Here is a 21,290-nt window from a genome sequence, read left to right on the forward strand (position 1 = left end):
AAGCATACCACAGACCGCCCCCACCGGGGGCAACTGTGGTAAAGCCTTAATCAAACACCACGGTCTTGTTTTCGTAGGTAATCACGCGGTCTTCAATGTGGGACCGCAGGCCCCGGGCCAGAACATTTTTCTCCACATCCTTACCCAGGCGAACCATGTCTTCGATGGAGTCACTGTGACTGATCCGGATGACGTCCTGCTCGATGATCGGGCCCTCGTCCAGATCCTGGGTGACATAGTGGCAGGTGGCACCAATCAGCTTCACACCCCGGCTGTAGGCCTGATGGTATGGGCGGGCACCCGCAAACGACGGCAGGAAGCTGTGGTGAATATTGATCACCTTGCCGGAGTACTTTCCGCACAGCTCGGCAGGCAGAATCTGCATGTAACGGGCCAGCACCACCACGTCGGTTTCGTATTGCTGGAACAGCTCGTCGATATGGGCGAAGGCCTCAGCCTTGTTCTCTTTGCTCACCGGCACATGGTGGTAAGGAATCTCGTGCCACTCCACCATGCGGCGCAGATCATCGTGGTTGGAAATCACCGCAACGATCTCGCAGTTGAGCTCTTTGCTGTGCCAGCGGTGCAACAGATCGGCGAGGCAGTGTGATTCCTTGCTGCACATCAGGATAACCCGCTTGGGGCGCGCGGAATCAGCAATGTGCCAGTTCATGTTGAACTCGCGGGCAATCGGCTCAAAGGCGGCACGGAACTGATCCAGCCCGAACGGTATCGATTCGGCCTTGATTTCATGCCGCATGAAAAACCAGCCGGCCTGGGTATCGGAGTGGTGGCTCGCCTCGGTAATCCAGCCGTTATAGGTGGACAGAAAATTACTCACCTTGGCAACAATCCCGACCCTGTCCGGGCAGGAAATAACAAGACGATAGGTATGCTCCATGAAGCCTTTCCTTAACTTGAATCCGGGGAAAGCGGGCGCGATAGGAAACCACAAACCGGACATTCACGGCGATGGTCGGTACGCACCGGTAAAAATGACCGGCTATGATAGCCTATCTGACAGCCAGAAACGAGGAATCCAACCATGGACAGAGTGATCTACAGCCCCGCTTCGAAAATCAGCCACAGACCGCTCTGGAGAGCGACAACCGCGCTGATGCTTTTCCTGTTTGCCTTCAACACAAGCGCCAACGAACAGGCCATTCTGGAAGGGGAACGTTTCCATCCGGTACAGGGCTCCCAGGGAATGGTTGCCACCAGCCACACCCTGGCCACAGAGGTTGCCCTGAAGGTATTGCAAAACGGGGGCAACGCCATTGATGCCGCTGTTACCGCCGGCTTCGCCCTGGCCGTCACCCAACCCCGTTCCGGCAATATTGGCGGTGGCGGCTTTCTGGTCTACTCGCCCGGTAACGGCGATGCCCCGGAAGCCATTGATTATCGCGAAACCGCACCGGCTGCAGCCACCGAAACCATGTTTCAGGACCAGGACGGCAATGTCGTGAGCGAACGCAGCCGGTTCAGCCATAAGGCCGCCGGGGTACCCGGCACCGTAGCCGGGCTGGCACTGGCGCTGGAGCGGCACGGCACCCTGAGCCTGAGCCAAGCCCTGGCCCCGGCGATTCGACTGGCCCGGGAGGGCTTTGTGGTGCCCCACCGATTCACCGAAGGCCTGGAGCAGGCCCGGGACCGCCTTGAACGCTGGCCAGCCACCCGCGCTACCTTCTATATAAAAGATGGATCGGCCCCACAACCTGGCGAAGTGTTTCGCCAGCCGGAACTGGCCGACACCCTCCAGCGCATTGCCGAGCAGGGCGTAAAAGGCTTCTATGAAGGTGAAACCGCACAGTTGATTGTGGCGGAAATGCAACGGGGCGAGGGTCTGATTACTCTGGAAGACCTGCGCAACTACGAACCGGCCGTTCGCCAGCCGGTCCACGGCACCTATCGGGGATTTGATATCTACTCCATGTCGCCGCCCTCATCTGGCGGCACTCACATCGTGCAGATCCTCAACATTCTGGAGGACTACCCCATCGGCGAATGGGGGCACAACTCCGCAAACACCATTCACCACATGGCCGAGGCCATGAAACTGGCATACGCAGCTCGCTCGGAATACCTGGGTGATACAGACTTCGTAGCTGTGCCGCTGGAAGGGCTGACCAGCAAGGGCTACGCCGACCAACTTCGCACATCCATCAAGGCAGACAAGGCCCGGCCCGCCAGCGAGATCGCGCCTGGAAAACCTGGGCCCTGGGAAAGCCCGGAGACCACACACTTCTCGGTGGTGGACCGCTGGGGCAACGCGGTATCAAACACCTACACCATCAATTTCAGCTATGGCTCGGGCATTACCGTGGCCGGTGCCGGCTTTCTGCTCAATAACGAGATGGACGATTTCAGCGCCAAGCCGGGGGTTCCCAATGCTTATGGCCTGATCGGCGGCGAAGCCAACAAGGTGGAGCCAGGTAAACGCATGCTCAGCTCCATGTCGCCGACCATCGTACGAAAGGACGACCGCAATTTCCTCGTAACCGGCAGCCCCGGCGGCTCCCGAATCATCACCACCACCTTGCAGGTGATCATGAATGTGATCGACCATAATATGAACATACAGACAGCCGTCAGTGCGCCGCGCATCCACCACCAGTGGTTACCGGACGAGATTCGGGTGGAACAGGGTATCAGCCCGGACACTCTGGATCTGCTCCGGGCGCGAGGGCACACCATCAACACCGGCTCGGCCATGGGCGCCATCCAGAGCATCCTGATTGGCGAAGACGGCACGCTTTACGGCGGAGCCGATCCCCGGCGCAGCACCTCGTCTGCCATGGGATTCTGAGCCATTCAATATTGACCGGGCGCATCCCGGACAGGAGGTAACTGATGTATCTTTCCGTACAACTGAGCTGCTATCCGCTCAAGGACGACTACAAACAACCGATCTGGGATCTGATTGCACGCCTGGAGCAGACCAGCCTTGAGGTCCACCCTGGTCGCATGAGTACCGAGATCTTCGGCGAGTATGACGAAGTGATGAAAGTGCTCTCAGACACCATGAAATGGTCTTTCGAGACCTACGGCAAATCGGTGTTTGTAGCAAAAATCATGGAGGGTGACCGGAGGCCGAAATGACACCCAGCAACGAACCCGGAAAGCAGGACCAGATACCGCAGCCGGGACCGACGATACCCAACCAGTACTCGTTTCTGTGGTTGAGCGCGGCCATTTTCCTGATGTTCCTGTGGCTACAGGGGAACAACCAGCAGCAACAACAGGAACTGGCCTATTCCGAGTTCAAACAGGCCGTCATAAGCGGCCAGGTTGCCGAAGTTACCCTGCGCACCGAAGAGATCAGCGGAAGCTTTACGGATTCCGGTGCCAGCCGGTTTGCCAACGACAGCCGGCCACCGTCGAGCAGTTTCATAACGCTCAGGCCACAGGTGGAAGACCCGGAGCTACTACCACTACTGGAAAGACAGGAAGTACTGGTTCGGGGCTCCCGCTCCGGCCGCCCCTGGTGGCAGGAGCTGATCCTGGGCTTCCTGCCCTGGATCCTGTTATTGGCGCTGATGTTCTGGTTCTGGGGTGCCGCCCAGAAACGCATGACTCAGGGCGGCGGCCCCTTTGACTATGGCAAGTCCAGGGCCCGCCGCGCCCGCAGGGAAACCTCCACCACGACACTGGACGATGTAGCGGGCATTGAGTCCGCAAAACGGGACATTTCGGAAATTATCGACTTCCTGAAGTCGCCGGATAAGTATCGTCGTCTGGGAGCCGTGATGCCTAAAGGGGTTCTCCTGGTTGGCCCGCCGGGCACCGGCAAGACTCTGTTGGCGCGGGCCATTGCCGGCGAGGCGGAAGTCCCCTTCTTCAGCATCAGCGCCTCGGAGTTTATCGAAATGTTCGTGGGCGTTGGCGCGGCACGGGTTCGGGACATGTTCCAGACGGCTCGCAAGGAAGCCCCGGCACTGATCTTTATCGATGAGCTGGACGCCGTCGGACGCTCACGGGGAGCTGGCCTGGGGGGCGGCCACGACGAGCGCGAACAGACCCTGAACCAGATCCTCACGGAAATGGACGGTTTCGAGGCCCATGAGAACGTTCTTGTGCTGGCCGCCACCAACCGCCCGGATGTATTGGACACCGCTCTGCTGCGCCCGGGCAGGTTTGACCGGAAAATCACCCTGGACCGCCCTCACCGGGAGGCCCGGGAAGCTATTCTGAAGGTACATGTGCGCAAGGTGCCGCTGGCTGCGGATGTGGACCTGACGCAGGTGGCCGCGCGCACGACCGGCTTCTCCGGCGCCGACCTGAAAAACCTGGTGAACGAAGCGGCCCTTACAGCCGCCCGAGACAACCTCGTTGAGGTAAACAACCACTGTTTTGAAGTGGCCCACGATCGCCTGATTCTGGGTGAGGAAAGGGACGCCCAGTTAACACCGGAAGAGCGTGAAGCCGTGGCCTACCACGAATGCGGGCATGCCATTATGGCCTATTACATGCCCAAGGCAGATCCTCTCACCAAGATCACCATTATTCCCCACGGCATGGCCATGGGAGTGACCGAACAGACCCCGAAAGAAGACAAATACAATTACACCGAAAGTTACCTGGAGGACCGCATCAAGGTGATGCTGGGCGGGCGTTCTGCCGAAAAGATCATCTACGGAGAGGTCAGCACCGGCGCCCAGAATGACCTGAAAGAAGCCACCAAACTATTGAGACGAATGGTCGGCCAGTGGGGCATGAGCGAAAAGATCGGCCCGCTGGGCCTGGGCATCGGCGAAGAACATGTGTTCCTTGGCCGGGAAATGGGCGCGCCCCGGGAGTACAGCGAAAAACTCGCGGAAATGATCGACTCGGAAATCCAGTCGCAATTACTGGCCTTTGAAGCCTTTACCGTGAGCTTCCTGACCGAACACCGGCAGGAACTGGATGCCCTTGCCAGAGCCGTCATGAAAAGGGAAACCCTGTCAGCCGGGGAAATAACCGAGGTGCTGGAGGAAGCTCGCAGCCGGGAGACCGCCTGAACAACTGCCGGCACAACAGCGGTTTGCTCAGGGCGTGATGGTGACCGGTAGATTCAGCTGGCAAAGCAGGGACTCCGCGCCCTGCTGCTCAAACAGGCTGCACTGACGGCTGATCACCAGCTGTGCTGCTCCCTCCTCCCGCACGGCCCTCGCCATGGCAGCAGCACCGGCTTTGGGCAAACACCTGACCCGGGCAGCAATGCCCCCGGCTTCAAGCATTGCTGCAAGCTCCCCAAGCAATTCGGGATCATCAGCGGCTTCTGAGCGCACCAGAACCGTCAGCGCCCGCTGCCCACGCCTGGCCAGCTCCACGCCTACCCGCACAGCCCGATGATTCGCGCCCTGATCGTGGTTCAGCAACACCACCACCCTGCCCGGTGGTAATGAGCGCGATTCCGGCCACAACAGCACATCTCCCGGCGCCTGCCGCAACAGGCCCCGCGCGGTTGAGCCCAGCTTGAAAGATGAAATACCGGACCAGCCAGCCCCGCCGAGCACCAACAAATCATCAGGCTGTACCAGCCCCAATACCTGCTCTACCACTTCACCCCGGCATAATCTCAGTGCCTGGGCCACACCCCAGGGCGCCAGGGTTCGCTCGAGAGTACGGCGAAGCTTCTCTGCAGTTGCCTGCATACGGACTTCCAGAGCGTCGACATCCATGGGCCTCGCCACGCCGGAACTCCGGCCCACTTCCCGGGCAAAACCGTAACCGGCACTACGCAGCAGGTTTACTTCTTCCACAAAGATACCCAGAACTTCGGCTTGCTGCGCACGTGCAATGTCTGCCGCAGCCTCCAGGGCTGCCAGACTCCGCCTGGAACCATCCAGCAACACCAGTATCCGCCGGACCACGGCGGGGTCTGGTTCCGGAGTTTTATGACTGACCGTTGTGTCCGCCATTGCCATTATCCTGACCCGTGTCTTTGTCCTTGCTTTTGCCAACCTCGGCAAACGCGGCCAGCCTGTCTGCCACGCGACGGTTAAAGCTGCCCTCAGGGAACACGCCATCAGCATCCGGTTGCCCCGGTTCCAGGCCCGTCAACAACTCAATGGCCTGGTCGATATGGGTAACGGGATAAATGGAGAACCTTCCGTCCTGCACCGCTTCCCGCACCGATTCATTCAACATCAGATGCTCCACATTGCTGGCCGGCAACAAGGCACCCTGGCTATTCACGCCTCCGTCCTGCCCGCAGACATTAAAGAAGCCTTCAATTTTTTCGTTGACGCCGCCCACTGCCTGCACCTCACCATGCTGGTTCATGGAACCGGTTACCGCCAGTGATTGCTTGAGCGGAATGCCAGCGATGGCAGACAACAACACACAGGTTTCCGCCACCGAGGCAGAATCCCCTTCCACGCCACCGTAGGACTGCTCAAAGGCCAGACTGGCCGACAGTGACAGCTCATTCATTGGCGCATAACGATTGGCCAGGAACCGGGACAGAATCATCACCGCCTTGCTGTGGATCGGCCCACCAAGCTTGGCTTCCCGCTCGATATCCACCACCTGGCCCTTGCCAGGGCGCGCCGTAGCTGTAATTCGGGTGGGCTGTCCAAAGCGGGTGGCACCTAGCTGCAGTACCGACAGACCATTCACCTGTCCCACCTGCTCGCCCTGAGTGGCAATCATCACCACGCCCCGGCGAATCTGCTCCAGACTACGCTCGCGGACCCGGCTCGCCCGGTAGTCCCGCTCGTCAATGGCCTGCTGCACATGGCTGGCGCACACGTGTGGGCTGTCGGCCACACCAGCCCAATGATCCGCCTCGGTGAGCAGATCTTTCAGTACACGATCATGGGCCGTCAGCTTGTTCTGATCGCTGGCCAGACGGCTCGCGTGTTCAATCAACCTGGCAACCGCCTCCCTGTCCAGGATTCTTACGCCAGCCGACCGGGCCATGGTGGCAATCATCCGGGCGTAGAGTAAGTAGCTGGCCTCATCCCGCTCCATGTCGTCTTCAAAATCCGCTTCCACCTTGAACAGGTCCAGAAAGTCCGGATCGTAGTGGGACAGCAGGTAATACAGCATCCGGTCGCCAAGCAGCACCACCTTTACCGAAAGCGGAATCGGCTCCGGTTGTTGGCTTACCGTGGTGGCGAGGCCATACAGGCGCTCCAGGGATTCGATGCGGATCTCGCCGGAAAAGAGTATGCGTTTGAGGCTTTCCCAGGCCTTGGGCTGCGACAGTACCCGCCGGGCGTCGAGGATCAGGTAGCCCCCGTTGGCCCGATGCAGAGCCCCGGCCCGAATCAGGGTGAAATCCGTGTACAGGTTACCCTGGTGGGCCCGGTGTTCGATCTGACCTGCCAGGTGTTGGTGGTTGGGAAGATCTTCATAGATGACGGGGGCCCCACGGGTCTCGGCATTATCTACCAGCAGGTTCACCCGGTAGCGGTTCAACAACCCTGCCGGTGCGCCGTTTTCCGTATCCTGAAACGCCTCTGCATGCTCCACCACATCCTCACGCACGGCGTCCAGATGGGCCACCACGGCCGGCACGTGGGCCCACTTCTCGCGCAGCTCACCCATGGGCCCGCCCAGGGTAAGCTGAACCATTTCCTCATTCAGGGCATGGACCCGCTCCCGAACCTCCTTGCGCAACCGGGGCACCTGCTGGATGGCCTGCTGCAGCTTTTTCTGCAGATCTTCCACCTTGGATTCCACCAACTCCTTTTCCTCATCGGAGAAGGTCTTGTATTCCTCAGGCTCGATCACCTCGCCGTTGCGCATGGGCGCAAAGGTAAAACCTGCCGGGGTGGTGAGCATGGCTATATTGTTGGCGTTTGCCTCTTCCTGAATCTCAGACAGGCCTTGCTGCTGGCGCCGGGTAACCTCTTCCTGCAATTCCTGAATTCGGGCCTGGTACTCCTCGCTTTCAAAGGTGGCCGGTATGGTGGTCTTCAGCTCGTTGGCCAGTTCGCTCATATCGGCCCTGAATATGCGACCTTCCCCCGGCGGCAGCTCGATGGCCCCGGGTTTGTCTGACTGCTGAAAATTGAACACATGACACCAGTCCGAAGGCACCGGCTTTTCCGCGGCATGGCTGGCCAATACTCGCCGTACCAGTTCATGCTTGCCCGCCCCTGAGGGCCCCAACACGAACAGGTTAAACCCCTGGGCCTTCATGCTGGCCCCGAATTCCAGGGCACGCAGTGCCCGGTCCTGACCGAAGGGCAAAGCCAGATCTTCCAGGCTTTCCGTGGTTTCGAAATCCAGTTTCTCCAGCGGGCACCGATGGTAGATCTGTGCTTCGGTCAGTGCGTCGGGCAGAGCCATCCGTCCTCCTTATGGCTTAAGCCTTGCCTTCCAGTTTGTCCTGGGTGCGCAGGTCAAAATCGCTGGCATCGTGCCGCTCGTGCAGCTGGGAGGCCAAATCGCCCCAGGCCTTGTTCACCATACGGCCACGCTTTACTGCCGGGCGTTTGGCCACCTCGTCGGTCCAGCGAACCACGTTGGTGTAGGTGTGGGCTTCCAGGAACTCGGCCGCCTCGTACACCATGTTCTTCACCAGGGCTCCGTACCAGGGCCAGATGGCCATATCGGCGATGGTGTATTCATCACCAGCTATATACTGGTTATCCGCCAGCTGACGATCGAGCACGTCCAACTGGCGCTTCACTTCCATAGTGTAGCGGTTGATGGGGTACTCGTACTTTTCTGGCGCGTAGGCATAAAAGTGACCAAAGCCGCCTCCCAGGAAAGGCGCACTGCCCATCTGCCAGAACAGCCAGTTCATGGTTTCGGTGCGTTTGGCCGGGTCCCTGGGCAGAAATGCATCAAACTTCTCCGCCAGGTAGAACAGAATGGAACCAGACTCAAAAACCCGGATGGCCGGGTCCACACTGCGATCCATCATGGCAGGGATCTTGGAGTTGGGATTCACCTTCACGAACCCGCTGCTGAACTGATCCCCTTCGGTGATGCGAATCAGCCAGGCATCGTATTCCGCCTCCTTGATGCCTTTTTCCAGCAGCTCCTCAAACATGACCGTTGCCTTGACACCGTTGGGCGTTGCCAGGGAATAAAGCTGGAACGGATGCTCCCCCACCGGCAGCTCTTTTTCATGGGTAGGGCCGGCGATGGGGCGGTTGATGTTAGAGAACTTGCCGCCGTTGTTCGGATCCCATTTCCAGACTTTCGGAGGTGTGTAAGTTGGGTCACTCATTCCGTTTTCTCCCATTGGCTTTACAGGGTTAGTGGCATGACTGTAACCGAATCCGGCACGGGTACGCACGTGGAATACGTCTGCGCGGGATCAATAATCGGTCATCGGTATTGGGCTATACTCGGCTCTGGATCAACTGGACTGCAATGGAACCTGCCATGGCGTGTCACGCCGACCGGACCGCTCCTGTCTTTCAAACGAAAGGCCTGACCAAAACCTACCGTCAGGGCGATGTGGAAGTGCATGCCCTGCGGGGGGTCGATATCAGCCTTTATCCGGGGGAGCTGGTAGTAATGCTTGGCGCCTCAGGCTCAGGCAAATCCACGCTTCTGAACATTCTGGGCGGACTGGATGTGCCCACTACCGGCGAAGTTCGTTATCAGGACATCGATCTGGCCGGCGCCTCAGACCGGGAGCTTACCCGCTATCGCCGGGATTATGTCGGGTTCGTGTTTCAGTTTTACAACCTCATCCCCAGCCTGACCGCCCGCGAAAACGTCATCGCCGTGACCGAGATTGCCCGTGACCCCATGGCGCCGGAAGAAGCCCTGGACATGGTGGGCCTGGCCAGTCGCCTGGACCATTTTCCGGCTCAGCTTTCCGGTGGCGAGCAACAAAGAGTGGCCATTGCCAGAGCCATATCCAAGCGACCCCGGGTGCTGCTGTGCGATGAGCCTACCGGAGCCCTGGACTCGGCCACCGGTATTCTGGTCCTCGCGGCATTGGAACGGGCCAACCGGGAAACCGGCACCACCACGGTGATCATCACCCACAATGCTTCAATCGCGAACATGGCGGACAGAGTGATCACCCTTTCGGATGGCGTGATCAGCGGTGAGCACCGCAACTCAGAACGCCAGGACCCGAACACCCTGAGCTGGTGATGCCATGATTTTCGGGCCGAGCGTACTGCACACCAAACTGCGACGGGAAATCTGGCAGATGCGCGGCCAGTTGCTGGCGATCGCGCTGGTGATTGCGGGCGGGATCGCGGTTTGCCTGATGTCTCTGGTCAATTACTCCTCCCTGACAGCCACCCGGGATCAGTACTATCAGGAGCACCAGTTTGCTGATGTTTTCGTTTCGGTAAAACGGGCCCCCCGCCATGTGCTGCAAACGGTTTCCGAGCTACCGGGTGTGACCCGCCTGAGCGGCCGGGTGGAAGGCGCCGCAAAGCTCAATCTCCCCGATTACGATGAACCTGTGTCGGCCCACTTGGTGTCTGTTCCTCCGGCCGGCCAACCCGAGGTAAACCAGCTGTATGTCCGGCAAGGTCGACTGCCAAGCGCCACCCACGCCAATGAAGTCGCAATCATTGGCAGCTTCGCGGATGCGCACCAGCTCACTCTGGACGACAGTTTCAACGCCATCATCAATGGCCGACAACAAACCCTGAAAATCGTGGGCATTGTCGAGTCGCCGGAATTCATCTACGTGATACCTCCGGGGGGCATGCTTCCGGATTATCAGCGCTTTGGCGTGCTCTGGCTGAATCAGGAAGCACTGGCCGCCGCCATGGACATGCGGGGTGCCTTCAACAGTCTGGTGCTGCAGATCGACCCGCGGCATCCTGTGGAAGATGTGATCGACCCACTGGACCGGTTGCTGGCGCGCTACGGCAGTACCGGTGCGTTCGCCCGGGCTGACCAGTTCTCACACCGTTTTCTCAGTGACGAGCTCGAGCAGCTGAAGGCCATGGCGATTATCTTTCCGTCCATTTTTATGGGCGTCGCCATGTTTCTGCTCAATGTGGTGGTGACACGCCTGATCAGTACCCAGAGGGAAATCGTCGCCATTCTCAAAGCCTTCGGCTACAGCAATGGCCAGATCGGCTGGCACTATAGCCAACTGGTGCTGGCCATTGCGTTTACCGGGCTTGCCATCGGCTGCGCCAGTGGCCTCTGGCTGGGGCATCGGTTGGGAGAGCTGTATATGGATTACTACCGCTTCCCTTCGCTACTGTTCCGAATCAATCCCTGGTGGCTGGCGTTACTGGCCCTGATCAGCATGGCAGTTGCACTGCTCGGCGGCTGGCGCTCCATCCGCGCTGCGGCCGCCCTGCCCCCGGCGGAAGCCATGCAGCCCGAGAGCCCCGCCCGATACCGGATTACCATTACCGAACGGCTGCTGGGCTGGGTGCGCTTTCATCAGCCTTCACGCATGATCGTCAGGCAGCTCGCCCGCAAGCCAGGCCGAACCGCCCTCTCGGTATTTGGCATTGCCATGGCCACGGCCATCGTGGTGGTGGGCAATTTTCAGTTCAGCTCTGTTTCGCTGATGGTGCACACCCAATTCGCCCGGGTGCAGAAGCAGGACCTGACCGCCACACTCACCGACCCGGTCAACCCGACCGCACTTTACGGAATGGCGCGCCAATCCGGTGTGCGTTACGTCGAAGGACGCCGGGCCGTTACCGTAGAGCTGGTTAACGAACACCGCAGATGGCGCACGGTGCTCACCGGCTTGCCCCGGGACGCCAAACTGCAATTTGTGGTTAACCAGGATCTGGAGAACGTGGCCATTCCTTCTGCCGGCCTGTTGGTAACCGACTTTCTGGCCAAGGCCCTGAATGTTGAGACCGGAGACACAGTTCGGGTGCGAGTGCTGGAAGGCCGACGCCCGGAACTGGACCTCACGGTGGCTGGCGTTACCAGCGAGTTCCTCGGTGTGGGCGCCTACATGAATCTGACCGCCATGAACAAGGCGCTGCGTGAAGGCCCGAGAGTGAACCAGATGCTGATGAATCTGGCGCCGGAGCAAACCAACACCGTCTACCAGGAACTCCGGGATACGCCGGGAGTGATGGCCACCAATCTGCGACAGGCAATGCTCGACAGCTTCTTCGAGACTCTCGCGCGCACCTTCCTGACCTACACCTTCATCATCAGCCTGCTCGGCGGCATTATTGCTTTTGGTGTGATCTACAATACCGCGCGGATTTCCCTGGCCGAACGAGGGCGAGACCTGGCGAGCTTGAGAGTACTGGGGTACAGCCACAACGAAGTCGCCCACATTCTGCTCGGAGAACTGGCCATACTGCTGTTACTGGGAATTCCTCTGGGTTGGGCGGTTGGTTTTGGATTGGCAAGTTTTGTGGTTACCGCGATGCAGACCGAACTCTATCGCGTTCCCCTGGTCCTGACCGGCCAAACCCTGGCATTGGCGGCCAACGTGGTCATTTTGTCGGCATTGATTTCCGGCTTCATCACCTGGTGGCGACTTCGTAAACTGGACCTTGTCGCGGTTCTGAAAACCCGGGAATAATGCACACACACTCACATGGGACCCAACATGGCGACACAACGCATCTCAAAAGGAAAATGGGCCTTCTGGCTTTTGATGGCCTCAGTAGCCGCCATCGTCTTCGCGCTTATCCTGCGGCCAGAGCCCGTTTGGGTTGACCTTGCCCCCGTCGAGCGCGGCCCCATGGAAGTGACCATTCTTGAAGAGGGCAAAACCCGGGTCAAAGATCGCTATCTGATTTCCTCCCCTGTGGCCGGCTATATTCACCGGGTTCAGCTGGACGTAGGCGACGCGGTGATTCCCGGGGAGCTACTGACGTTTGTGGACCCGACGCCCGCCAGCATCCTGGACGCCCGGACCCGCGCCGAAGCCGAGGCTCGGGCAGCCGCCGCCCAGGCAGCACTTCAATCCATCCAGCAAAAGGTTCAGGCGGCGGAGGCTGATGCTGAGTTCGCTCAGAATGAATACCAGCGCCTGCTCGCTCTGGAAGAATCCCGCTTTGTCTCCACCGAACAGTTACAACAGGCGAAATCCACGGCAGCCCGGGCACAGGCAATCCTGCGTTCCGCCCGCTTTGATGAAGAGGTGGCCGCCCATGAACTGGCCGCCGCTCAAACCCGGCTGCAGATTTCAACCGCGTCCTCCAATGGTCAGAAACCTGCCGAGCGGGTCGCCGTGCGCTCTCCGGTTAACGGCGCGGTTCTGGCTCTGGTTCGCCAGAGCGAGGGCGTCATCCAGGCCGGCGAGCCGATACTGGAGGTCGGAGACCCTGGCGCTCTGGAAGTGGTGGTCGAGGTCTTGAGTTTTGATGCCGTCAAACTGGAACCCGGCCTTGGCGTGCGACTGAGTGGCTGGGGCGGGCCGGTACTGGAAGCAACGGTTCGTCGTATCGAGCCTATCGGGTTTGAGGATGTATCCGCTCTGGGCGTGGAAGAACAACGGGTTCAGGTTATTGCCGATATGGTCAGCCCACGGGAGCAGTGGCGACAGCTGGGAGACGGCTACCGGGTGGACGCTGACTTTATCCTGTGGCAAAGCGAAGACACCTTGCAGGTACCCACCTCAGCTATCTTCGAATACAACGGCGCTTCTGCGGTTTTCATGGTTGAGAGCGAAACGGCTAGACACCAGACAGTCACGACAGGACCATCCAACGGTTTAATGACCCAGGTAACGCAGGGACTGCAGGAGGGCGTTCGGGTGGTCCGGCACCCCGGCCGTGGCCTGGAAGACGGCGATCAGGTCCGGGTGCGTTAACGCAACCCCCTGAATGGAACGAAGCCGGCACATAGTGTGCCGGCGTCCGTCTTCAATGGGATCAGGCTTTCGTTCTGCGCGAGAAGCCCAGCCCAGCCAGACCAAGGCCGAGCAAAAGAAGGCTGGCTGGCTCAGGCACTTTCGCGGCGGACGAGAAGGAGGCTGAAAACGCCAGGTCGCCGTAGTTCGACCCGGAACTCCAGCTCTGGGTATCCCAGGTACCGGCACTATTGCCGTTGTTCTGCCAGAAAAAGCCACCGTCCAGATAGGCAGACTCGTCACGCAGGGAGCCTGCATAGGCGGTACCAGTCTGGCCATCGAACAAGCCGGTCGAACTGATAAACGCGATGTAGTCGTTACCCCCGACAAGATTCAACCCGCCGGTGTTGAAGGTAAACTCTTCCATACCATCAAGACCACCGTTGTTGGTTGAGGACACAGCGGCACTCTGGAAAAGCACGGAGCCGGTCGCGCGGGTGGTGGCAGCATCCCAGTCCATTACATAGAAAGCAAAGTCCACGTAATCGGGGTTCACTCTGTCGTTCAGGAAGAACGTCCAGCTATCCAGCTGGGTTTCAGAACCGCCCACCTTGAAGGTTTGTCCGTACGTAGCACTGTTAGATTCACCGAAGGCGGCTATTTCGCTGGAGCCATTCCAGCCAGATACGGTTTCAATAACACCCGCGTTGGCAACGCTAGCGAGCCCGGACACTACAACAACAGAAAGCGCTTTGCCCAACTTGTTCATCTGTACTTCCTTATTTGGTTCTTCCAGAGATAATGACGTTGCCAGCAAGGAAGCACATAGCGTGCCTATTTATATCTTATTGATATAAAACACCTTTATTAGAACAGAAAGCCAGTTATGTAAATTATTCCGACGCTATTATCGCGCAATCTTACTCGACAGCGTCGATCCATTTGCCATACCCCGCGGCTTCCATTTGCTCCAGCGGGATGAACTTCATGGCTGCGGAATTCATACAATAGCGCAATCCCGTCGGCGCCGGACCATCGTCAAAGACATGGCCCAGATGAGAATCAGCATGGGCACTGCGAATCTCCGTCCGGGTCATGAAAAACGACTTGTCCTCACGTTCTACCACTGCCTCTGGCGTAATCGGGCGAGTGAAGCTAGGCCAGCCGGTACCGGACTTGTACTTATCCCGTGAGGAGAACAGCGGCTCACCGGAAACGACATCCACATAAAGCCCCGCCCTGGTGTTGTCCCAGTAGGTATTGTTGAAGGCGGGTTCAGTACCATCCTCCTGCGTGACCTCATACTGCATTTCCGTCAAACGCTGCCGAAGAGTCTTGTCATCCGGTTTTTGAAAACGTTCGGGGTTAAAACCCCCGCTTGCCGCCGCTTCTGTCGGATCGGCCTCCGCAGGCATCGAGTCATTGACTCCGGTATTGGGCTGATAGCGCGAGAAGTCCAGCTCATAATCCTCGCCATAGACCTCTTCAATAAACTGATAACGCCCCGAATTGAAGGTATAGAACTTGTAGCGGACCGGATTCTTCTTGTAGTAGTCCTGGTGGTATTCCTCCGCCGGATAGAATCTCTTGAGCGGCTCAATGGGGATCACCACCGGTTTGTCATAGACGCCGGAAGCCTCCAGCGCCTGCTTTGCCGCCTCTGCGAGGCGCTTCTGCTCCTCGTTGTGGTAAAAAATGGTGGGCCGGTACTGCCGACCACGGTCAACGAACTGGCCCTCCAGGTCGGTCGGATTCATCATTCGCCAGAGGCCGGCCAGCAAGCCTTCATAGGTCATTTTGTCCGGGTCGTAATATACCTGGACGGCTTCAGTGTGGCCTGTACGCCCGGAAGAGACCTGTTTATAGGTCGGACTTTTTTCTTCTCCACCAGCGTAGCCAGACACTGCCTCGACAACACCAGGAATCTTTTCGTAGCCGGCTTCCACGCACCAGAAACAGCCGCCAGCAAAGGTCGCCACGGCCAGATCCGGATCATCCGGTGCGTAGGCATTACCTGCACTATCCACTCGCTCTGCTGCCACCTGTGCCGCAAAAAGACCGGCGGCGGAGACCAGCGCCAGGGCGGAAAACAGGCCTATAACTTTGCGTTTCATGACACTTCTCCTCGCTTGAATCCATAATCGCAGCCTAGCGATCTGAATTCACAAAAACGTTCAGCAACTATCACAAATCTATAACGCAGCGGAAAGCTAGCTGGAGGAAGCTAACGGTAGCCAGAGGGTAAAGACAGCACCGTTCGCATTGTGCGCTGAGAGCCTGCCATGCTGCAGGACGACCAAGCGCTGGGCGATCGCAAGTCCCAGGCCGGCATGCCCGGTGCGTTCGGCTCCGGCGGCCTGGTAGAAGGGGTCAAACACCTGGCCAAGGTCTTCTTGGCGGATGCCAGGCCCAGCATCAGCAACAGTGATCTCTGCTCCACCATCCCGTACTGACATCGTGAGTATGACTCTTGTATTCCGCGGAGAATGGGCGATGGCATTGCTGATGAGATTGTCCAGAACCCGCTCTGTCATCGCGATATCCGCCAGCACGCTCTCGGTCTCTGTCGCCGAAATGGTGAGTTCAACACCAGCTCGTTCTGCCGCAGGCCTATGCTTCTGAACGACGTCGTAGAGCAACTCAGCCATGACAAACGGCTCGATATCCGGCTGTTTTTCACGGGCATCCAGGGCGGCCAGTTCGAACAACTCCTCAACCTGCCTGCCCAACCGGTGTGTTTCTGACAGGGCCACCGCCAGGAACCGGCCTCGCTCCTCAGCTTCCAGGGTCTCATGCTTCATCCGCAGCGCTTCCAGGTAGCCCTGAATTGACGCCAGCGGTGTTCGAAGATCGTGAGACACCTGAGCAACCAGCTGTCGACGCTGGGCGTCTTTGTGCTTCAGGAGGTCCAGCTGCGCCACAATGCGGCGCGCCATGAGATCAAACCGAGAGGCCAGGTAATCAATGTCGTCGCCCTTCTCGGCCAGTGGAGGGCTTTGTTCCGAGGACAATTCCCGTTCAAACGACTCCACCCGTTCAGTCAGCCGGGACAGCCGCCGCGTTAACATTCGGAAGAACACCAACCCGGCCAGGAGCCCCACGAGCAGGCTCACCGCCAGGGCGCCTGCGCCCATCTGCAACAACCGGTTGCTGTGAACCATGCTCTCCGCGAGGTCGAATTCTTCACCCCTCAGAACCACATAAAGGTAGCCGGCAGGGTCGATTGCCGAGGGAACAGGGGTTACAGAGAACACTTTTCGCCGATCGTGACTACGAGGGTCGTCCCCCGGCAGAGGATAGGCGTCCGGGTTTTCGAGCAGTGTCTGGATTGGTTCGAGGGATACCCGATTGCGCTTGATTCGGTCCGGATCGGCGGAATAGGCAAGAATGGCCCCGTCGGTATCCAACAGGTAAATCTCAAGGCTGGGATTGATCGTCATATACAGCTCGAACAGCTGCTTCAGGGCATCCCGATTCAACTGGCCATCGGTGACCAGGTTTCGGTCAGAGACCAGATTCTGCGCCAGATTCCGGTTCAGTTGCTGGTTAACGGCAGCCGAATACTCCCTGACCGAGGCCAGACTCAGCAAAGTGAATAGCCCGCCCACCACCAACAGCAGCAGGAACAGACCAATGGCCAGCCTCGCATACAGGGTTCGAAGCACGGAAAGGCCCATGGTTAATCCATAAACCGATAGCCCACGCCCCAGACCGTCTGAACGTAACGCGGTTCGGCCGGATCGGGCTCAATCTTGTTACGCAGGCGGTTGATATGGGTGTTTACGGTGTGCTCGTAGCCGTCGTGATTGTACCCCCAGACGGCATCCAGCAATTGGGCCCGGCTGAAAACCCGGCCACGATGGGAAGCAAAGTGCCACAGAAGATCGAACTCACGGGCGGTCAGATCGAGCTCGCGGCACTCCAGGAACACCCGGCGCCGAACCGGATCAATCCGCAGCCCGTCCGCCTCAATCTCCGCCACATCGTCTTCGGCTGAGCTCTTCCGGGAGAGCGCGTCCACGCGCCGGAACAGAGCTTTGATGCGAGCGGACAGTTCCGCCACGCTGAAAGGCTTGGTGAGGTAGTCATCCGCCCCCATTTCCAGCCCCAGCACCCTGTCCAGCTCGGTGCTCTTGGCGGTCAGCATGAGCACCGGCACATAACCCGCACTGGAGCGTATTTCCCGGCACACCGCCAGGCCATCCAGGCCCGGAAGCATGAGGTCCAGAATCACCAGGTCAATACCACCGTCCCGGAAACGCGCCAGGCCGCTGTCGCCCCGGTCCCGAAGAACCGCAGTCATGCCCAGGTCGGATACCTGCATGCGGACCAGTTCGCCGATACCGGGATTGTCTTCGATTATCAATACCGTGCGCGGCATGCAGCTGAGGGCTCCTTTCGGTCAACACTGGCTGTCAATCCAGTATTATCGTCAGTCCTCTGAGTCTATCGTGGAAAGTTCACAAAACCATAAACTTCTTCATAAACTCCGGACACAGACAATATCGAACCTCAAGCAAGCGATCACCCAATCACCACACCCCCGTAGGCACAACGTCAGTGACATAGTCTCTGAACCGGCGCGCAGGCCGCCCCAGCACTTCTTCAACCGTTTGAGTGGTGCTTTCATTGCGGCCATCAAGAATGTTCACAAACAGTTCGTTGATCAGCCACGCCATGTCGTCTGCCATACCCAGCGCCCTGGCGCCATCCAGATAGGCCTCCACCGGTAACGGCGTAAACCGGATCTCACGGCCAGTGGCCGCAGCAATCGCATGCACACACTCCTCGAACGAGAGCAGCTCCGGACCGGTAACTTCCAATACCTGGTTTTTCAATGCGGGATTGGTCAGCGCCGCTACCGCCACACTGGACAGGTCATCCACATCGATGAATGGTTCCCTGGCGTTGGGCCTGGGGAGCACCAGCTCACCCGCCTGCAGGCCCTGCAGCATAAAGCTTTCACTGAAGTTCTGCATAAACCAGCTGGCGCGAACCACGTTCCAGTCCAACCCGCTGCTTTCCAGTACCTGTTCTGCCCGCCGTGCACCCGCCTCTCCACGCCCCGACATCAATACCAGGTGCGCCACACCCTGCTGTTTAGCTTCCGCCACAAAGGCACGCACATCCGTTTCCGCCGCCGGCACCGCGAGATCCGGGAAATACGTAACGTAGGCAGCACGCACTCCCTGAAGTGCCGCGGCCCAGGTACTGCGGTCTGCCCAATCAAAGGGGATGGGAGAAGAGCGTGACAGGCCGCGCGCCTCCAGCCCCATCTCACCCAGTTTTGCCAATACCCTGGAACCGGTCTTACCGGTGGCGCCAACAACAGCGATGACTTCTGATGTCATGGTTTGGTCCTCGTTAAACGATCACTGAAGGTTCCAGTTTACGAGGACAAAAACTGATGCTTAATGCTTTTCTATCTACTATATTTTGCAGATCGTCCAAAACCCGTGAGAAACAATGATCCCTGAACTTGAGCGGCGCATGCCGACAACCTCCGATCCACTCGGCGAGACGCTGTGTTCACTTCGCATGGATGGTACCGTCTACGCGACTGCCGAACTGATTAGCCCGTGGGGCATGGAGATGCCGCCGCTCGGGGGCAAAATGATGTTTCACATCGTCACCCAGGGAAGCTGCTGGTTGCGTTTCAAAGACCAAGATAGCCTGCTCCTTAAAACGGGCGACATGGCGCTGGTACCCAAAGGGAAAGGCCACTGTATCTCCCATAGTAACAATCAGCCGTGCGAGCCCTTTTTTGATATTCCCGTCACCCGGCTGACAGACCGCTTTGAGTTCATGCGCTATGGCGGGGCCGGCACGGAAGAACAGCGCACGGGCGAAGAAGAAACCCGACTGACCTGCGGCGTGCTTGGCTTCGACCAGATTGCGGCTCAGAAGCTCATTCGTGAACTGCCACAGTGCATTCACATAAAAGGCGACGATGGCGCCCTGCCCGCCCAGCTTACAACGCTGATACAACTGATGGAGCAGGAAGCCCGCGCACTATCACCCGGCGGGGTCACGGTGATGGCCCACCTGGCAGATATCATCGTGATTCAGGCCATACGACACTGGATCAACTCCAGCGCGGAAGCCAGCAAAGGCTGGCTGGGCGCGCTGAAAGATCCGAAACTGGGCAAGGCTCTGGCGGCCATACACGCACATCCTGAGGCTGACTGGACAGTCAGCCGGCTGGCCAGGCACGCGGGCATGTCCCGCTCCGGGTTTTCCGCCCGGTTTACCGAGGTGATAGGCACTTCAGTAAAACAGTACCTGACCGAATGGAGGATGAACCTGGCGCGTCTTAGAATTGGTCAATCACCCGTGACACTGACCGAGCTGGCTGAAGAGCTGGGGTACCAATCCGAAGCGGCGTTTTCGAGGGCTTACAAGCGGGTTTTCGGGGCGCCACCACTGCGGCGGAAAGGCTGCGAAAGGTAATCACATAATGAGCCCGACTTTCCCGCCCACGGCTCTATGGTTCAGACTTGAGTACCTCAGACCGATCCCTCTCGTACTCTTCGTATGACTTACTGGAACGTTGGATGCACTCATCATACTGAGGGGGTGGCACACTGACACATTCCTGTCGGTTGTTTCGCTGCACATTGTCATACACGGCTTTGCTGCTACAGCCAGCAACCAAGACACACACCAGCAGTAAATACAGAGTTTTAGTCACGTTCATCATCCAGTTAGTGCGTAGAGTTTGTGGCATAGGAACCAAAGGGCCGCATTCCAGATCAACGTGATGCCGGCATCGTAGCCATCAACCTGGTTACATGCACAAGTCTCGCAAGCTCCTGAAGACCCGAACCTCAGTTCCCCGAGGTGCATTTTCCTGGGTCAACCAGATAGCCTTAAGACCTAACCACATTGCGGGCTTAATATCTTTAACGAAGCTATCGCCCACCACTGCCGTTCGAGTGACGCGGCTTGTTAATAATTGACCCAACTCCGAGGGTAACGCAAACGCCAGATTACCGACATCACATCAGCAAACCTCAAGCGACCAAGTAACACCAGAGCCAAAAAGACTCCCTGGACGCAAATGATCATTGCCACGACCAATAGCAAAACCATTGTGACCGCAAAGAATGCGGTCGGATCGCCGGGTTGTGCTGCTTCAGCGACATCAATCTCAAACGAGGTCGCCAAGAGCGGAACCAAAGTGAAGTACCATAGGCCAATACCGATCACTATTCCCGAACCCGAAGCTACATTTGAACAGAATCGATAGTAGGGCTTTAGCCTTCCAGCGTCATGAAGAAACTTCCGTATGCGACCCATATTCAGCTGATATTTAACGCCTTGGTTCAGTGGCGACTACGGAGCGCAGTGTATCCGGTGCAGGGCCGCCAGGCTTGAAACGATCTACGACAACTTGTTATGCAATGCCCAGTCGTCGCACGTCATTCGATATACCCGCACAGCTCGGGCATGGAATTCTCGAATCGTATAATCTCTGAACCCAACCTTCTCCGTCACCCTAACAGAGGCTGTGTGCTCCGGCTCGATAATAACAATTACCGACTCGCGGTGTGTTTGATCGAAAGCATACTGGAGAACACCTTTTACAGCTTCTGTGGCATACCCCTGGTGCCAGAACCTGCGCGCCAGCCGATAACCTAGG

General features: G+C 58.3%; 17 protein-coding genes. 7 read left to right on the forward strand and 10 right to left on the reverse strand.

What is annotated here, in order from left to right; translation table 11 throughout:
* Nucleotides 1-46: 46 nt before the first annotated feature.
* Nucleotides 47-901, reverse strand: coding sequence for a formyltetrahydrofolate deformylase (purU, locus tag OZ656_RS12150; protein WP_011784530.1), 855 nt, complete (start codon nt 899-901; stop codon nt 47-49).
* A 144-nt stretch (nt 902-1,045) separates the two neighbouring features.
* Between purU and ggt the strand changes: the two genes are divergently transcribed.
* The 3 genes from ggt to ftsH are packed head-to-tail and all read left to right on the forward strand — an operon-like array spanning nt 1,046 to nt 4,997.
* Entirely contained in the window at nt 1,046-2,806 is a 1,761-nt protein-coding gene (gene ggt, locus OZ656_RS12155; RefSeq protein ID WP_199451789.1) for a gamma-glutamyltransferase, read from the forward strand.
* Between the two features lie 44 nt (nt 2,807-2,850).
* Nucleotides 2,851-3,099: a YkoF family thiamine/hydroxymethylpyrimidine-binding protein gene (locus tag OZ656_RS12160; protein WP_011784528.1), complete on the forward strand. Its 249-nt coding sequence runs from the start codon at nt 2,851-2,853 to the stop codon at nt 3,097-3,099.
* The gene (ftsH, locus tag OZ656_RS12165; protein WP_011784527.1) at nt 3,096-4,997 is read left to right on the forward strand and encodes an ATP-dependent zinc metalloprotease FtsH; all 1,902 of its coding nucleotides are present in this window, start codon (nt 3,096-3,098) and stop codon (nt 4,995-4,997) included. Before OZ656_RS12160 ends, ftsH begins: the two co-directional genes overlap by 4 nt.
* 27 nt (nt 4,998-5,024) lie before the next feature.
* On the opposite strand, the gene OZ656_RS12170 is transcribed toward ftsH, so the two are convergent.
* From OZ656_RS12170 to yghU, 3 genes are read right to left on the reverse strand one after another with little or no spacing between them, the layout of a single operon-like run.
* On the reverse strand, nt 5,025-5,900 hold the full coding sequence (locus OZ656_RS12170) for a universal stress protein (protein ID WP_236078964.1): 876 nt from the start codon (nt 5,898-5,900) through the stop codon (nt 5,025-5,027).
* Entirely contained in the window at nt 5,875-8,280 is a 2,406-nt protein-coding gene (locus OZ656_RS12175; RefSeq protein ID WP_041656229.1) for a Lon protease family protein, read from the reverse strand. The genes OZ656_RS12170 and OZ656_RS12175 overlap by 26 nt, the downstream gene beginning before the upstream one ends.
* Before the next feature lie 16 nt (nt 8,281-8,296).
* Complete coding sequence (gene yghU / locus OZ656_RS12180) at nt 8,297-9,169, reverse strand: glutathione-dependent disulfide-bond oxidoreductase (protein WP_011784525.1); 873 nt, start codon at nt 9,167-9,169, stop codon at nt 8,297-8,299.
* 146 nt (nt 9,170-9,315) lie between these two features.
* Here yghU and OZ656_RS12185 point away from each other — a divergent pair, with 146 nt between their 5' ends.
* The 3 genes from OZ656_RS12185 to OZ656_RS12195 are packed head-to-tail and all read left to right on the forward strand — an operon-like array spanning nt 9,316 to nt 13,669.
* Nucleotides 9,316-10,053, forward strand: coding sequence for an ABC transporter ATP-binding protein (locus OZ656_RS12185; RefSeq protein WP_011784524.1), 738 nt, complete (start codon nt 9,316-9,318; stop codon nt 10,051-10,053).
* Between the two features lie 4 nt (nt 10,054-10,057).
* On the forward strand, nt 10,058-12,433 hold the full coding sequence (locus OZ656_RS12190; RefSeq protein WP_011784523.1) for an ABC transporter permease: 2,376 nt from the start codon (nt 10,058-10,060) through the stop codon (nt 12,431-12,433).
* A gap of 27 nt (nt 12,434-12,460) precedes the next feature.
* A complete protein-coding gene (locus OZ656_RS12195) occupies nt 12,461-13,669 on the forward strand; it encodes an efflux RND transporter periplasmic adaptor subunit (protein WP_011784522.1) in 1,209 nt (402 codons plus the stop codon).
* Nucleotides 13,670-13,730: 61 nt separating this feature from the next.
* Here OZ656_RS12195 and OZ656_RS12200 read toward each other — a convergent pair whose 3' ends face one another.
* The 5 genes from OZ656_RS12200 to OZ656_RS12220 all read right to left on the reverse strand — a co-directional run bounded on the left by OZ656_RS12200 (nt 13,731) and on the right by OZ656_RS12220 (nt 18,999).
* Nucleotides 13,731-14,417, reverse strand: coding sequence for a PEP-CTERM sorting domain-containing protein (locus OZ656_RS12200; RefSeq protein WP_011784521.1), 687 nt, complete (start codon nt 14,415-14,417; stop codon nt 13,731-13,733).
* 151 nt (nt 14,418-14,568) lie between these two features.
* Nucleotides 14,569-15,762, reverse strand: coding sequence for a peptide-methionine (R)-S-oxide reductase MsrB (msrB, locus tag OZ656_RS12205; protein WP_286896954.1), 1,194 nt, complete (start codon nt 15,760-15,762; stop codon nt 14,569-14,571).
* 96 nt (nt 15,763-15,858) lie between these two features.
* Nucleotides 15,859-17,325 carry an ATP-binding protein gene (locus tag OZ656_RS12210; protein ID WP_379944531.1) on the reverse strand — a complete coding sequence of 489 codons (1,467 nt, stop codon included), beginning with the start codon at nt 17,323-17,325 and terminating at the stop codon, nt 15,859-15,861.
* A gap of 2 nt (nt 17,326-17,327) precedes the next feature.
* Nucleotides 17,328-18,029 (reverse strand): response regulator transcription factor, encoded by a 702-nt coding sequence (locus OZ656_RS12215; RefSeq protein WP_014421837.1) that lies wholly within the window; start codon nt 18,027-18,029, stop codon nt 17,328-17,330.
* Between the two features lie 151 nt (nt 18,030-18,180).
* Nucleotides 18,181-18,999 carry an NAD(P)H-binding protein gene (locus OZ656_RS12220; RefSeq protein WP_379944532.1) on the reverse strand — a complete coding sequence of 273 codons (819 nt, stop codon included), beginning with the start codon at nt 18,997-18,999 and terminating at the stop codon, nt 18,181-18,183.
* A gap of 139 nt (nt 19,000-19,138) precedes the next feature.
* Between OZ656_RS12220 and OZ656_RS12225 the strand changes: the two genes are divergently transcribed.
* On the forward strand, nt 19,139-20,098 hold the full coding sequence (locus OZ656_RS12225; protein ID WP_379944533.1) for a cupin domain-containing protein: 960 nt from the start codon (nt 19,139-19,141) through the stop codon (nt 20,096-20,098).
* Between the two features lie 933 nt (nt 20,099-21,031).
* Here OZ656_RS12225 and OZ656_RS12230 read toward each other — a convergent pair.
* Complete coding sequence (locus OZ656_RS12230) at nt 21,032-21,277, reverse strand: GNAT family N-acetyltransferase (protein ID WP_379945214.1); 246 nt, start codon at nt 21,275-21,277, stop codon at nt 21,032-21,034.
* Between the last annotated feature and the right edge of the window lie 13 nt (nt 21,278-21,290).

Origin of the sequence: Marinobacter sp. LM1 (assembly GCF_042763285.1) — a bacterium.
In the GTDB taxonomy this organism is placed as follows: domain Bacteria; phylum Pseudomonadota; class Gammaproteobacteria; order Pseudomonadales; family Oleiphilaceae; genus Marinobacter; species Marinobacter nauticus.

What these genes read in the sequence shown, in the direction of transcription:
- purU (WP_011784530.1), bottom strand. Translation starts at nt 901, where the DNA reads ATGGAGCATACCTATCGTCTTGTTATTTCCTGCCCGGACAGGGTCGGG.
- ggt (WP_199451789.1), top strand. Translation starts at nt 1,046, where the DNA reads ATGGACAGAGTGATCTACAGCCCCGCTTCGAAAATCAGCCACAGACCG.
- OZ656_RS12160 (WP_011784528.1), top strand. Translation starts at nt 2,851, where the DNA reads ATGTATCTTTCCGTACAACTGAGCTGCTATCCGCTCAAGGACGACTAC.
- ftsH (WP_011784527.1), top strand. Translation starts at nt 3,096, where the DNA reads ATGACACCCAGCAACGAACCCGGAAAGCAGGACCAGATACCGCAGCCG.
- OZ656_RS12170 (WP_236078964.1), bottom strand. Translation starts at nt 5,900, where the DNA reads ATGGCGGACACAACGGTCAGTCATAAAACTCCGGAACCAGACCCCGCC.
- OZ656_RS12175 (WP_041656229.1), bottom strand. Translation starts at nt 8,280, where the DNA reads ATGGCTCTGCCCGACGCACTGACCGAAGCACAGATCTACCATCGGTGC.
- yghU (WP_011784525.1), bottom strand. Translation starts at nt 9,169, where the DNA reads ATGAGTGACCCAACTTACACACCTCCGAAAGTCTGGAAATGGGATCCG.
- OZ656_RS12185 (WP_011784524.1), top strand. Translation starts at nt 9,316, where the DNA reads ATGGAACCTGCCATGGCGTGTCACGCCGACCGGACCGCTCCTGTCTTT.
- OZ656_RS12190 (WP_011784523.1), top strand. Translation starts at nt 10,058, where the DNA reads ATGATTTTCGGGCCGAGCGTACTGCACACCAAACTGCGACGGGAAATC.
- OZ656_RS12195 (WP_011784522.1), top strand. Translation starts at nt 12,461, where the DNA reads ATGGCGACACAACGCATCTCAAAAGGAAAATGGGCCTTCTGGCTTTTG.
- OZ656_RS12200 (WP_011784521.1), bottom strand. Translation starts at nt 14,417, where the DNA reads ATGAACAAGTTGGGCAAAGCGCTTTCTGTTGTTGTAGTGTCCGGGCTC.
- msrB (WP_286896954.1), bottom strand. Translation starts at nt 15,762, where the DNA reads ATGAAACGCAAAGTTATAGGCCTGTTTTCCGCCCTGGCGCTGGTCTCC.
- OZ656_RS12210 (WP_379944531.1), bottom strand. Translation starts at nt 17,325, where the DNA reads ATGGGCCTTTCCGTGCTTCGAACCCTGTATGCGAGGCTGGCCATTGGT.
- OZ656_RS12215 (WP_014421837.1), bottom strand. Translation starts at nt 18,029, where the DNA reads ATGCCGCGCACGGTATTGATAATCGAAGACAATCCCGGTATCGGCGAA.
- OZ656_RS12220 (WP_379944532.1), bottom strand. Translation starts at nt 18,999, where the DNA reads ATGACATCAGAAGTCATCGCTGTTGTTGGCGCCACCGGTAAGACCGGT.
- OZ656_RS12225 (WP_379944533.1), top strand. Translation starts at nt 19,139, where the DNA reads ATGCCGACAACCTCCGATCCACTCGGCGAGACGCTGTGTTCACTTCGC.